Annotated in this window: 12 protein-coding genes; 6 read left to right on the top strand and 6 right to left on the bottom strand. The window is 67.3% G+C overall.

Annotation, left to right across the window (positions count from 1 at the left end; all coding sequences use genetic code 11):
• Positions 1–37 precede the first annotated feature (37 nt).
• Both ACZ46K_RS03400 and serS read left to right on the top strand, forming a co-directional pair.
• Positions 38–430, top strand: a complete 393-nt coding sequence (locus ACZ46K_RS03400) for an ankyrin repeat domain-containing protein (protein ID WP_054810610.1) — start codon at positions 38–40, stop codon at positions 428–430.
• 11 nt (positions 431–441) lie between these two features.
• Positions 442–1,704, top strand: a complete 1,263-nt coding sequence (gene serS, locus ACZ46K_RS03395; RefSeq protein WP_464746673.1) for a serine--tRNA ligase — start codon at positions 442–444, stop codon at positions 1,702–1,704.
• 16 nt (positions 1,705–1,720) lie between these two features.
• On the opposite strand, the gene ACZ46K_RS03390 is transcribed toward serS, so the two are convergent.
• A complete protein-coding gene (locus ACZ46K_RS03390; protein ID WP_054810609.1) occupies positions 1,721–2,218 on the bottom strand; it encodes a PaaI family thioesterase in 498 nt (165 codons plus the stop codon).
• A gap of 146 nt (positions 2,219–2,364) precedes the next feature.
• Between ACZ46K_RS03390 and ACZ46K_RS03385 the strand changes: the two genes are divergently transcribed.
• Both ACZ46K_RS03385 and ACZ46K_RS03380 read left to right on the top strand, forming a co-directional pair.
• Positions 2,365–3,501, top strand: coding sequence for an MFS transporter (locus tag ACZ46K_RS03385; protein ID WP_464746670.1), 1,137 nt, complete (start codon positions 2,365–2,367; stop codon positions 3,499–3,501).
• A gap of 24 nt (positions 3,502–3,525) precedes the next feature.
• The gene (locus tag ACZ46K_RS03380) at positions 3,526–4,485 is read left to right on the top strand and encodes a hypothetical protein (protein ID WP_464746668.1); all 960 of its coding nucleotides are present in this window, start codon (positions 3,526–3,528) and stop codon (positions 4,483–4,485) included.
• A gap of 7 nt (positions 4,486–4,492) precedes the next feature.
• On the opposite strand, the gene ACZ46K_RS03375 is transcribed toward ACZ46K_RS03380, so the two are convergent.
• From ACZ46K_RS03375 to ACZ46K_RS03360, 4 genes are all read right to left on the bottom strand, one after another.
• Positions 4,493–5,599: an alpha/beta hydrolase-fold protein gene (locus ACZ46K_RS03375; RefSeq protein ID WP_464746666.1), complete on the bottom strand. Its 1,107-nt coding sequence runs from the start codon at positions 5,597–5,599 to the stop codon at positions 4,493–4,495.
• A 6-nt stretch (positions 5,600–5,605) separates the two neighbouring features.
• Entirely contained in the window at positions 5,606–6,592 is a 987-nt protein-coding gene (locus ACZ46K_RS03370; RefSeq protein WP_464746664.1) for an ABC transporter substrate-binding protein, read from the bottom strand.
• 98 nt (positions 6,593–6,690) lie between these two features.
• Positions 6,691–8,286, bottom strand: coding sequence for a Rieske 2Fe-2S domain-containing protein (locus ACZ46K_RS03365; RefSeq protein WP_464746662.1), 1,596 nt, complete (start codon positions 8,284–8,286; stop codon positions 6,691–6,693).
• 55 nt (positions 8,287–8,341) lie between these two features.
• Positions 8,342–9,196 (bottom strand): hypothetical protein, encoded by an 855-nt coding sequence (locus tag ACZ46K_RS03360; protein ID WP_464746660.1) that lies wholly within the window; start codon positions 9,194–9,196, stop codon positions 8,342–8,344.
• A gap of 64 nt (positions 9,197–9,260) precedes the next feature.
• On the opposite strand from ACZ46K_RS03360, the gene ACZ46K_RS03355 reads away from it, so the two are divergent.
• Entirely contained in the window at positions 9,261–10,076 is an 816-nt protein-coding gene (locus ACZ46K_RS03355; protein WP_054807761.1) for a 1-acyl-sn-glycerol-3-phosphate acyltransferase, read from the top strand.
• Between the two features lie 4 nt (positions 10,077–10,080).
• Complete coding sequence (locus ACZ46K_RS03350) at positions 10,081–10,902, top strand: HAD family hydrolase (RefSeq protein ID WP_054810851.1); 822 nt, start codon at positions 10,081–10,083, stop codon at positions 10,900–10,902.
• Positions 10,903–10,926: 24 nt separating this feature from the next.
• On the opposite strand, the gene ACZ46K_RS03345 is transcribed toward ACZ46K_RS03350, so the two are convergent.
• On the bottom strand, positions 10,927–12,981 hold the full coding sequence (locus ACZ46K_RS03345; protein WP_464746658.1) for an N-acetylmuramoyl-L-alanine amidase: 2,055 nt from the start codon (positions 12,979–12,981) through the stop codon (positions 10,927–10,929).
• Between the last annotated feature and the right edge of the window lie 64 nt (positions 12,982–13,045).

Below are 13,045 nucleotides of genomic sequence, written 5' to 3'. Positions count from 1 at the left end.
CATGCCCTGGCCCGGTCTCTCCGGGTAACGTCGGTTCATGGCCGACGACCAGATCGATCCCCGCATCCAGGAGATCGCGCAGCGTTGCTTCGACGCAGCGCGCGCAGGCGACAGCGAGACTTTGTCGACGTATATCGAGGCAGGTGTCCCCGCGAACCTGACGAACGGAGCCGGCGACACCCTTGTCATGCTCGCCTCCTACCGAGGGAACGCCGCTGCCGTCCGCGTCCTCATCGACAACGGCGCGGACGTGAACCGCGCGAACGACCGCGGCCAGACTCCGCTCGCCGGCGCGGTCTTCAAGGGCGAGGAAGAGGTCGTGCGGATGCTCACCGAGGCGGGCGCGGATCCGCTGGGCGGGCACCCCACCGCGGTGGACGCGGCGCAGATGTTCGGGCGTGAGGACTACCTGCAGCTCTGGCAAAGGTAGGCTTCACCTTCGTGATCGACCTCAAGTTCCTCCGCGAGAATCCCGACACCGTTCGCGCCTCGCAGCGCACCCGAGGCGAGGACCCAGGTCTCGTCGATGCGCTGCTCGATGCGGATGCCTCCCGTCGTGCCGCTGTGCTGGCGGGCGACAACGCCCGCGCCGAGCAGAAGGCGCTGGGCAAGAAGGTGGGTAAGGCGTCCCCGGAGGAGCGGCCAGCGCTGCTCGACGGTGCGAAGGAACTCGCGGCCGAGGTCAAGGAACTCGAGGCCACGCAGAACGCCGCGCAGGAGGCGCTCGAGCTGGCGCACATGGCGATCTCCAACATCGTCCAGGAAGGTGCTCCGGCTGGCGGCGAGGACGATTTCGTCACTCTCGAAACGGTCGGTGACCTGCCGACGTTCGATTTCGAGCCGAAGGATCACCTCACCCTCGGTGAGTCGCTGGGCCTGATCGACATGGAGCGCGGCGCCAAGGTCTCCGGTGCGCGCTTCTACTTCCTCACCGGCTACGGCGCGCTGCTGCAGCTCGGTCTGCTCCAGCTCGCTGCGCAGAAGGCCACGGCCAACGGTTTCACCATGATGATCCCGCCGGTGCTGGTGCGCCCCGAGATCATGCGTGGGACCGGTTTCCTCGGGCAGCATGCCGACGAGGTGTACCACCTGGAGGACGATGACCTGTACCTGGTCGGCACGTCCGAGGTACCGCTGGCGGGCTATCACTCGGGCGAGATCCTCGATCTGTCGAAGGGGCCGAAGCGGTACGCGGGCTGGTCCTCGTGCTTCCGCCGCGAGGCGGGCAGCTACGGCAAGGACACCCGCGGCATCATCCGCGTGCACCAGTTCGACAAGGTCGAGATGTTCGTCTACTGCAAGCCCGAGGAAGCGACCGCGGAGCACCAGCGGCTGCTGGCGTGGGAACGCGAGATGCTCGCCGCGATCGACGTGCCGTACCGCGTCATCGACGTCGCCGGCGGCGACCTCGGCTCCTCGGCGGCCCGCAAGTTCGACTGCGAAGCATGGGTGCCGACGCAGGACCGATACCGCGAGCTGACGTCGACGTCGAACTGCACCACTTTCCAGGCGCGGCGTCTCGGTGTTCGTTACCGCGACGAGAACGGCAAGCCGCAGACTGCCGCGACCCTCAACGGGACGTTGGCGACGACGCGGTGGCTTGTTGCGTTGCTCGAGAACCACCAGCAGGCCGACGGCTCCGTCAAGGTTCCGGCAGCGCTCGTTCCGTTCGTCGGGCGTGAGGTGCTCGAGCCCGTCGGCTGACCGGCGGCGGGTGTGCTCAGCTCAGGATGAGGCAACTCGTGGAGCCGGTGGCCAACAGTTTCCCCTGATCGTCGCGAGCTTCACCGCGCGCGATCGCAGTGCGGCGACCGGTGTGCTCGCAGAACCCCTGCACCCGCACCACGTGGCCCGGCTGCACTGCGCGCAGATAACGTACCTGCAGGTCGAGAGTCGTGTAGCCGACACCCGCGTCGAGTGTGCTCGACACGGAGAAGCCCATTGCAGTGTCGAACAAGGTGGCGAGCACCCCGCCGTGCACGCTGCCGACTGCGTTGGCGTGGAACTCCTGCACCTCCAGGGTCACCTCGACGAACCCTTCCCGGGCGTCGGTGACGGTGAAACCCAACGTCCGGGACGTGGGGTGATGGGGGATGCTGCCGTCCATCAGTCCGCGCAGGAACTCGAGTCCCTGCATGTCGCGGTTGGCGGCCGATGTCGGTGCCGGATCGTCCCACGAGTAGGTGCGTTGCCGGTGCAGTTCGTTGTCCTCGCTCACAACTGACGACGGTATCGGACGGTCACGTCGTTCGTGACACACGCGAGCAGTAGTGCCATGCTGGACCCATGCGTCGACGATGTTGATCCAGCCGTTCGACCTCGCTGTCCGTCCGGGCGGTCGCCTACGCGGCCACCCGCGAGTTGGTGCCGCTCTACGGGCTCTATGCGCTTCTGTTCGAAGAACACGGACTGAGCACAGGCAGTATTTCGTCGCTGTTCGTGCTGTGGTCCGTTGTTGCATTCGTGTCGGAGGTTCCGTCGGGTGCGTGGGCCGATACGGTGTCGCGCCGGGGTCTGCTTCTCGGCAGCGGCGTCCTGTTCACGGCGACCTTCACGATCTGGATGCTCTGGCCCACCGTCTGGGGTTTTGCGCTGGGCTTCGTGCTGTGGGGGATCAGTGAATCCCTGAAATCGGGCACATTCGAGGCGCTCCTCTACGACGAACTCGCGGCGCTCGGCGCGGAACGTCGGTACGCAACGGTCTCGGGGTACGCGAATGCCGGCGAGATGGTGTGCGCGTTCGTCGCAATCCTGTCGGCGGCACCCCTGTTCGGGCTGGGCGGCTACGCACTCGTCGGATGGTTGTCCGTTGCGCTCACCCTCGCGAACGGGCTGTTGGTCCTGACATTGCCGTCCACACCCCGGGCGAGGGACACCGACGATGCCGGCGGTGGCCCGGTGCTCAGCCGTTATGTGTCGGTGCTGCGCGAGGGCACGGCCGAGGTCCGCACCGACAAGGTGGTGCGCCGCGCGGTGGTGCTCGCTGCCGCTCTGCTCGCCGGTCTTGCGTTCGACGAGTACTTCGGCCTACTCGCGAGGGAGGGCGGTGCACGCGTCGAGCAGGTGCCGGTTCTGGTGGCGCTCACGGTGATCGGTCAGGTGCTCGGTGCCGCGACCGCGGGCCGGACGGCCTCGATGAGCGGCCGGGTGATGGGCGCGGTGGTGACCGTGGGTGCAGTTCTCCTCGCCGTCGGTGCGATCGCCGGTGGTGTCGGCGGCTTCATCGCGATCGGGCTCGGGTACGGCGCAATCCACAACACCGCCATCGTCGCCGAGGCCAGGTTGCAGGACACGATGTCGGGGCGCGCTCGCGCGACGGTCACCTCGGTAGTGGGGCTGACGAGCGAGGTCCTGTCGGTGGGTGTGTTCGCGGGGTTCGCGGTGGGCTCGACATGGATTCCGTTGTCCGGACTGGTCGTCGCAACGGTGTTGCCGCTGCTCGTCGTGGGTTTCGCAGCAGGCCGGTGGCTGCCCGGTCGGGGCTGCTCAGCAGCCTCTTAGCTGGATGTTCTAGCGTCGACGCACATGCGTGCACGTCTGCTCACCATGATCACCGCCGTGTCCGGGCTCGCCCTTGTGGGTGCCGGATCGGCCTTCGCCTACCTCGATTCACCCGACACCACCGTGACCGTTGCAGAGCAGGAAGTCGGCGACGGCGTCGCCGATGCCCGCAGCACACTGCAGCAGGCCAGTCTGCCCCTCTCGGTCCTCGGCGGTGGGGTCGGCCAGCTCACGGACGGCAGCCGTCAGCTCGACGACGGCGCCAAGCAACTCGCCGACGGACTCGGTCAGGCCCGCAACGGCGGACAACAGCTCGCCGACGGGCTCGACCAGCTCCACGGTGGTGTGGGGCTGCTCGGCGACGGAGCTTCCCAGATCAGTGGCGGCGTCGAAGAGGTGGTCACCCGGCTCAGCGGTTTCGGGGAGATGCAGGGCAGCGTCACCGCGCAGCTCACGACCGTCGCCGACACCCTCGACCTGTCCGGCGACCCGGTGTCGCGTTCGGCGTCGCGGGAGATCCGGGAACTGGTCGGCATGCTGGACACCCAGGGCCTCGGGCCCGACACCATGGACCAGCTCGGGCAGCTGCGCGACGGGGCGCAGCAGCTCGCCTACGAGCTCACCGACCCGAACGCACAGTTCGTCGCAGGTATGTCCCAGGCCTCGGACGGATCGCGGCAGCTGCTCGACGGCCTGATCCTGCTCGACGACGGTGGCCGGCAACTGACCGACGGCACCGGCCAGCTCGTCGCGGGTGTCGGACCGGTCAGCAACGTCGTAGAGAGCATCTCGGGCAACGTGCGGGAAGCGACTGAGGCCCTGCCCAAGGGCGGCACCGCGCAGGCCGCCGAACCCACCGTGCACACCGGGGGCCGTCAGTGGTGGCCGTTCGGGCTGATCGCGGTCGGCGCGGTGCTATTGCTCGTGCCCGTGTTCGCTCCGCGGCCCGCTGTGGCACGGATTCCGAGCGACGCGACGGTGTGACCAGCAATTATTGGTTCAGCAGCTCGGTGATCAGCACAGGCAATCGCTCGCGCCATTGCACCCAGTCGTGACCACCCGCGAACGTCCCCGAACGGATCGGGTGTCCGGCCGCGGCCAGTCGATCGGCGGCGGCGGCGACCTCGTCGAGCATCATCCACTCCAGTGAGCCCACCTCGCTGAGGATGGGCACGTCGCCGCCGTTGTCTGCCTCCGCGAGTGTCGGCACATCGCGGCCCTGCTCGTCGTGCCACCACATCGACGGTGACAAGCACGCCGCGCCCCGCACGGCATCGGGTCGGGTCAATGCGAAGAACATCGACGCGAGTCCGCCGTACGAGCAGCCGCCCACCGTCACGGGCTCACCCGCGAACGCGAGGAGATCGTCGCGGAAGCGCGGATTGGCGGTCAGGTCGGACGCCCGCACAGTGCGTGCCTGACCGTCGGCGCTCACGTGGTCGACGACGAGTACCCGCGCGGGGGCGTTCTCGGGATCGTCGAACGCGGCGAGCACCCGGTGACGGCGGATCTCGTCACCGTCGAACAATACGACGGTGCCGTGACCCGGCACGGGCGGTACGTAGGTGCCGACTCGACGCGGGATGCCGTCGAATTTCACCGTCTCGGTCGTGAGGATGCCTTCCGGAAGCGCACCCGTCCGGAGTCGCTGCGGCTCGGCGTCGGGGGCAGCGGCTTCGAAGGATCCGATGGCGCTGCGGCGGAAGTCGATCCACCAGTCCCGCTGGTTCTCGTCACCTTCCGGAATTGTGAGCGGTGCGCTCGACGGAATGAACGTGTACCCGCCGCGCCAACCGGCCGGGACCCGTACGGACAGGATCCACGACCGTGAGTCCGGGTCGCGGTGCATGCTTCCTGCGGGAATCAGGCTCCGGTCGGTGACGCAGTTGGCGTCGAGGAAGACGGCGGTCGTCGAGGGCGGCAGTGCGGCGTCACCCACGGCGAACGTCGCAATCCAGTCACTGCCGTCGGAGGTGAAGACCACCGTTCCGTCACTCTGCAGCGACTCCCGGGCGGCAGCCGGAGTGGGGACGGAACGATCGGGGGCCGGTCGTCGCTTCCTCGGCGAGGGTGCGGGAACGGTGGTGCTCTTGGTCAAGTCCGATCAGCCCTCTCCGCGGATCGCGGCCGCGATCTTGTCGGGCAGTTCCTGGCCGAGCCACGCCATGCTCAGCAGGCTGGTCGAGCGGAAACCGCGCCATTCTTCGTCGGTCGGCTGGTAGTGATGCCCGCCCTCGACCACGTTCAGCGAACTGAACACCGGCATCGCGTAGTACGTGTCGCGCAGACCGGTGTCGGGGAAGTAACCGATGAGCACATCCGCCTCGAGGAGACGGAGGTTCTCGGGGCTGAGCTGGTTGTCCTTACCCTCCTCGACGTACTTCTCGGTTTCCGGCGCGGGGACGAGACCGAGGCTGCCGAGCAGCTGACTCGTGGCAGAGTCCGGTCCGGTGAGCAGACCTGCCTGATCGGCGGAGTGCAGCAGGGACACGACGTACGTGGCGCCGTTCAGTTCCGGATTGCGTTCGGCGGCGGCCTCTAGTTCGGATTCGGTGGCCTCGATCCGGGCGTCGATGTCCTCGCGGGTGCCGAACAGCTCGGAGACGCGTTGGGACTGCTCGGCCCACGTGTCGGCCTGCTCGGCTTCGGCGCGGGCCAGGGTGGGAGCGATGGCTGCGAGCTGCTCGTACACGGTGTCGGTGAGCTCGAGACCGGTCGCGAGGATCAGATCGGGCTCGTAGGACGCGACCTCCTCGACCGGGACCTCGGTGCCGAAGTCGAGCAGCGGTGGGACCTCGCGGCCGAGTTCCGTGATCGCTCCTTCGGTCCAGGGCATGACCGGCTTGACCACCGACTGGGCCATCGCGACCGGAACGACACCTGACGCGAGGGCTGCGTCGTTGTCGGACACCGACAGGGTGACCACTCGCTCGGGCGCGCTCTCGACCGTGGTCTCGCCGAAGAGGTGGCCCACCGTGACCGCCGCTGCGTCGTCGGCCGACGACGCAGCGTCCGACGAACCCGACGAACATGCTGCGACGAACAGCAGCGGGACCGCGGCGAGTGAGACGGCAATCCGACCGAATCTCATGTGGACCTCCTCGATGACCAACAAATGGGAGGCAAGCCTAACCTGAGCAGATCGTGCGTGGTTCCGGTAGCTGGAGCTACCGGAACCACGCACCGGTGTCAGAGTCTGCTGCTGCGCAGTTCGTGACCCTTCGACGTCTTGCAGCGGCCGGACTCGAGATCCCACTGCCAGCCGTGGAGGTTGCAGGTGAGGGTGGTGCCGTCGACCACGCCGAACTTCGACAGATCTGCCTTCAGGTGCGGGCAGCGACGCTGAATCTCGTAGCCGCCCAGCTCGATCGACGCCGTGTCGTCGTGTGCCTCGGCGAACCAGCCGTCCGCGTAGGCGATTCGCTCATCGGTGAGGCACTTGAAGAACGTGTACAGGAACTCGTTGTACCCGCCGATGCGCCACGCCGTGAAGCGGGTGGACAGGAAGATCGTGTTGACCCAGTCGGGTTCGTCGTCGCGCAGGACCGTCCGCACCAGCTCCGGTGCGATGCGGAATCCGTAGCGGTACTTGCCTTCTCCCTCGATGGGCTCGCGCACGACCCGCTTCGGGAAATCCAGCACGACGGTCTCGGCGTCGTCGCCCGAGCCCATGACCAGACCCACGGGGTAACCGATGCCGTCGCAGATCAGGTCGGACTGCGCCATGATCGGCTCGAACTTCGCCTTCAGCGCGGGCAGCAACGGCTCACCCTCGGCGGGTGCCCACGTGGCCTTCTCCGCTGCGATGATCGGCGCGAACCGCTGTGCCATGTCCTCGATGTACGCGGCCTTGTCGGTGAAGATCGCATCGACCTGCTCGTCCGGGATCGGATGCGTGAGTGCCATCTGATCCTTGCCGGCCAGATCCACGGTCGACCCCGGAATCATCAGCAGGCCACCGTCGCGCCCGTGGATGCGCAGCTGCTCGAGGAACACGTGCTGATCGGGGAAGATGTTCCCCTCGTCGCCGTGGTCGTCGTTGAGGTCGCGCAGATCGTCGTCGAGGAACACCGGAGGCCCGGCCGACGGCACGATCCAGGTGGCGCCGACCTGCTCGATGTAACTGCGGCAGCGGTCCATCCCGCGCTGGCGCTTCTGTTTACCGAAGTTGGCCTTGGTCTTCTTCGGGATGTCGTAGACCATCGGGTACCAGATGGCACCGGAGTACTGCAGCAGGTGGATGTCGATGTGGCCGAACGCCTCGTGCATCGGATCCATGTCGATCGGGCGCGCGTCGTTCATGTTGAACACGGTGGTCTCGCCGTCGGAGACGACCAGGCCGGAGTCGCCGATCGGTCCGTCGGCAGGGGCACGCATTGCGATGATCATGATGTCGAGCTCGCCCGGCCGGAGCGGAGCCTGCGGAGCGACCTCAATTCCGGCAGCCGAGATCCGATGCTTGACGGAGTCGGTGGTCTCGAAGAACTTGGTGAAGCCCAGTGCCTCGAGTTCACGCCGCAGATCCGGCACCGGATAGTCCGGCAGCAGCACCGTCGCGTCCTTGCTGACGTGCTTGCTCAGCGTGCCCGGATCGAAGTGATCCTTGTGCAGGTGCGACACGTACAGGTAGTCGACGTTGCCGAGCGCTTCCCAGTCGAGTCCGGTGTTGTCGGGAAACGGCACCCACGACGCGAAGTAGGCGGGGTTGACCCAGGGGTCGCACAGGATGGACCCGGCTTCGGTCCGGATATGGAACCCTGCGTGTCCGACGCTGGTGATCTGCACTGCGTTGCCTCCTGACGAAGCTGGCCGACGTGGTCTCCAGGGTAGGCGGAGCCGATCAGTCCACTGCGCCCAGGCAGTATCCGTTCGATGCGATTGTGACGTAGACAACCAGGTCACGAGCTGTTCCGTCCTCGACGACCGGGATCGTCACAGTCCCGTAGACGTCGTCGACAGGAGCGAAGGTCGCCGAATCCGCGTCGAAGGTCGTCACGCCGTCGAGGATGTCCGGATCGGTCGACAACGGCGGCACGCCCGGGTTTCCGGTGCCCCACGGATCCCAGATTCCCATCCCGGGGCAGATCAGGGGATAGTCGTCCTCGGTGTCTTCCGGGGCCACCGGATCGCCCGCGGCGCGTCCGAGGAACCGCTCCACCGCGTAGATGGCGTCGTCATCGGTGTAGATGTCGGAGTCGCCGGTCGGGTGGACGTAGGGGCAGGCGTAGCCGGAAGAAATCTCACTGCGCAGCACCGATACGTCGGTGCCGTCCGCGGACCACGTCACCGCGAACTGGCCGTCGAGTCCGGGCTGCTGCACCGCAGTGCTGATCGCGTCGACGTCGGTGTACATCTCCTCGGCCCGTTCGGGCGCGATCGTCCAGCACCTGCCGGTCACGTCGCTACCCGCCAGCAGATCGTTCGTCCACGCCTGCAGTGCCGTGCCGGCTGCGGCGTTGCCGGGCACGTCGCCGACCGTGACCGCAGCCGGGGCGACCTCTGCCGGTGCAGCCGGGGCGGCCGTCCCGTCACCTGCGTCGCCCTCGGTGCCCGACGAGGACACTGCGGGCGGTTCGGGGGCCTCGGTGGGGATGCCGGACTGCCCGTCGCCGGCACATCCCGTCGCGGTCAAGGCCAGTGCGACAGCCGCGCCTGCAACGACGAACAGACGGGATTTTCTGGTGGTGCTGGTCAATACTCTCGCCCCTGATGTCGATCGCGGTCGGTCCGATGCGGTGGACCCGGCTACGCTAACCGACGTGGAACCCTTCTACCGGACCATTATCGGCGTGGCACGCACACTGTTCGCAGCGCAAGGCCTGAAATTCACGATTTCAGGGGCGGAACACATCCCGGCGACCGGGGGTGCGGTCGTCGCGATGAACCACACGGGCTACATGGACTTCACCTACGCGGGCATTCCCGCGCGCGAAACCAAGCGGTACATCCGGTTCATGGCGAAGAAGGAAGTCTTCGACAACAAGATCTCCGGGCCGATGATGCGCGCCATGAAGCACATCCCCGTCGACCGCGGCGATGCCGGCGACTCGTATCGGCTTGCGGTCGAGGCACTTCGCAGGGGTGATCTCGTCGGTGTGTTCCCAGAGGAGACGATCAGCCGCAGTTTCGAACTCAAGGACTTCAGGTCCGGCGCGGCGCGGATGGCACTCGAAGCCGGCGTGCCCGTCGTCCCGATGGTGCTGTGGGGGTCGCAGCGGGTGTGGACCAAGGGACATCCGAAGCGACTCGGTCGAACGAACACCCCGATCACCATCATCGTCGGGGCTCCGATCGAGCCGTACGAGCCTGCCTCCGAGATGACCGCACAGCTGCACACCACCATGGAGCAGATGCTGCAGGAAGCCCAGGAGAAGTATCGCCACGAGCAGGGCGCCTACTGGGTGCCGAAGCGGCTCGGTGGTTCGGCCCCGAGCCTCGAGGAAGCGAACCTCGAGGACGCTCGCGTCGCGGCGGAACGTCGTGCCCGCAAAGAGCAGGAACGTGCCCGACGTGAGGCCGGTGGAAACAGTGGGGGAGAGCCGGGCGCGACCGGGAATGGACCTTCGGCACAATGACGGAGTGAGCCCTCAGCGTCCGAGTCTTGTCGCGACCGATGTCGACGGCACCCTGATCGACGATACGGAACGGATTTCCGACCGCACCCGCAGTGCAGTGCACGCGGTGATCGATTCCGGGACCCCGTTCGTCCTCGCGACCGGTCGCCCGCCGCGGTGGATCGCGCCGGTGGTCGAGCAACTCCGCTACGCGCCGCTGGCGGTGTGCGCAAACGGCGCGGTCCTCTACGACAGCGCCACCGACCGGGTACTCAGCGCCGCGGTGCTCGGCACGGACGAGTTGTCGTGGCTCTCCGACCTCGCGGCCACCGTGCTACCGGGAAGCGGCCTCGCCGCCGAACGGATCGGGGCCAGCGCACACGATGCAGCGACACCCCAGTTCGTGAGTTCACCGGGTTACGAGCACGCATGGCTCAATCCGGACAACACCGAACTTGCCGAGCACGACGTGATCGCCGAGCCGGCCATCAAGTTGCTGATCCGGCAGCCGGGCGTCAGTAGCGCCGAGATGGCCGAGGTGCTCCTGCCGGAACTCCACGGTCTCGTCGACCTGACGTACTCGACCGACAACGGCCTCGTCGAGATCTCCGCGGCGGGCATCACGAAGGCGTCGGGGCTGCAGGAAGTTGCTCGGCATCTCGGGGTGACGGTCGATCATCTCGTCGCATTCGGTGACATGCCCAACGACATTCCGATGCTGTCGATGGCGCGTCACGGTGTCGCGATGGAGAACGCGCATCCCGAGGCCAAATCGGTGGCAGACGAAGTCACTGCCACCAACGTCGAGGACGGGGTTGCCCGCATCCTCGAACGCTGGTGGCAGTGACTCGTATCCGCCGGTGATCGAAGGTCAGCCTGCAGGCACCGGTTCGGGTGCCGGCGCGGCTTCCGGTGCCGGTGCAGGACCCGGCGCGGCCGCAGGTTCCTGCATCGACTCCTCGTAGGCGTCGTTGTAGGCGCGGAGCACCTTCGTGACGACACCGGTGACCTCGTTGAAGATCAGCGAACCGAACTCGAAGTCCGACCGCCAACCGTCCGGCACCCGGTACTCGTCGCTGGTGGGCAACCCCAGCTCACCAGCGTCGAGGCCGGACTTCTGCCACGCCTTGTAGATCTCGCCGAGCACCGTCCACACACCGCCGTTGGGTGAGGTGTAGATGGCCCCGTTGATGAACTGGGCGCTCTCGAATCCACCCCTGGCGGGAAGGATCGATGTCATGGCCGTACCCAGACGTCCGGTCTCGCCGCCTTCGGCGATCCACTTCTGGGCCAACGGATGATTGTCGGCGAGACGGATCAGTTCCTGCACGAGGTTCTGGACGTTCTCGGCCGACCCGGTCGCCGGTGTCCCGGCATCTGTATCGGGTACTGCACCGCGCGCTGCCGGCGGGTTGTCCGTCGCGAGATCGGTGCTCGGGCTCGTGCCCTTCGCTGCGTCCGCGGCGATGTTGCGGATCTTGTCCATCTGGGCGTATCCGCCGTCGCCGGGGCAACTGGTGCTGCCGACGTCGCGGTGCGCGAAGATGATCGGCAGGTCGACGGCCGCGCCACGCGGGTACGGGGTGAACGAGGTGCCCTCGGAGTACATCGTGGTGCGACCCTTGGGATCGAGGCCGGCCTTCGCGAGTCGCCAGCCGAGGAACTTGCCCACGGCGTTGACGGTCGCCTCGGGCGGTGTCGCCGACGAGAAGTCTCCCATCATGGCGATACCCATCGTGTTCTCGTTGAAGCCGCCGGCGTGGGCGCCCTGCACGTTGCGGTCGAGACCGCCGGCGCGACCTTCGAAGACCTGGCCGTACTTGTCGACGAGCACGTTGTATCCCACGTCGCACCAGCCGAGCGTCTGCGCGTGGTACGCGTAGATCGCGCGGACGATCTCGGCGGATTCCGCCTTGGAGTAGTCGTTGCTTCCCGCGGTGTGGTGGACGGTGGCGCCGCCCAGCGAGTCGTCGTAGGTGGGTTCTTCGCACCGGATCGATTCGTCGGCGCCCCACTGCGAGCGGGTGATGACCTTGAGACCGGAGTCGCCCACCGGGCCCGCGATGTCTTCGAGGGTGGCATCGGCGGGGCTGGTGCCCGGATCGATGAGCACAGCGCTGACGCTGTCGGCGAGGGCCTGGGCCGGGTCTTGGCCGTGCAGCGGGCGTGACGACGACGCAGGCACGTAACCGAGTTCGGGCGCGTCGTCCGCGGGTGCCGCGACGGGGGCCGGTGCTTCAGCGGGCACGGGTGCGGGCGCTTCAGCGGGTGCGGGAGCGGCCGGAGTCTCGGGAGCAGCCGGAGCCTCGGGAGCGGCCGGTGTAGGCGCTGCCTCCGGCGGCGCTTCGGCGCCGGCGAGGTTCGGCTCCGGACCCGGCCGCGGGGTCAGCAGGACCTGCACGGCCTTGGTCGCACCGACGAAGATCGGCTCGGTGCCGCTGCGTGTGTCTTCGGCGGAGTCGTTGCGGGCGCTGTCGATCGGTTCGGTCGCAGCCCACGGACGCCACGTGCCGTCCTCGTTCTGCGCGCGGATCATCGCGTCGGTGTCGGCGATGTCGCTTGCCGTGAGGGCGATGAGGCTGAAGGGCGTGTCCTGGGTGAGTTCCTTGACGACTGCGCCCACGGGGCCGATCGGTCCACCGTTGGGGTCGGGTGCCGTCGAGATCTGCGGGAGGCCCTGAACGATCTCCTTGAGGCTCATGTCGGGCAGGTTGAGCCCGGTCAGTTCTTCGAGTGGGATCACGAGGTCGGGTACCGACGCGAGCACTACTTCGGCGATCGTGGGCGCGACGGCTTCGACGGAATCGCTGGTTCGACGGATCTCGGTCTGGTCACTGGTGAAGCCGGACACCGCGAAAGGTGTTGCGACGGCCAGGGCGGCGACGGCACCCAGGACGATCGACGGCTTCGGGCGGCGATGCGGCACTGTTTGCTACTCCCTGTTGGTGTGCGCGGGTTCGGACGGTCGATATCACTGGTCGAAATCCAAC

It is taken from the genome of Rhodococcus sp. JCM 9793, from assembly GCF_055380405.1.
Note: the sequence above shows the minus strand (reverse complement) of the source record. Positions and strands in the feature narration are given on the sequence as shown.

Excerpts from the sequence above, each read along its gene's own strand:
- ACZ46K_RS03400 (WP_054810610.1), top strand. The coding sequence starts at position 38 with ATGGCCGACGACCAGATCGATCCCCGCATCCAGGAGATCGCGCAGCGT.
- ACZ46K_RS03380 (WP_464746668.1), top strand. The coding sequence starts at position 3,526 with ATGCGTGCACGTCTGCTCACCATGATCACCGCCGTGTCCGGGCTCGCC.
- ACZ46K_RS03370 (WP_464746664.1), bottom strand. The coding sequence starts at position 6,592 with ATGAGATTCGGTCGGATTGCCGTCTCACTCGCCGCGGTCCCGCTGCTG.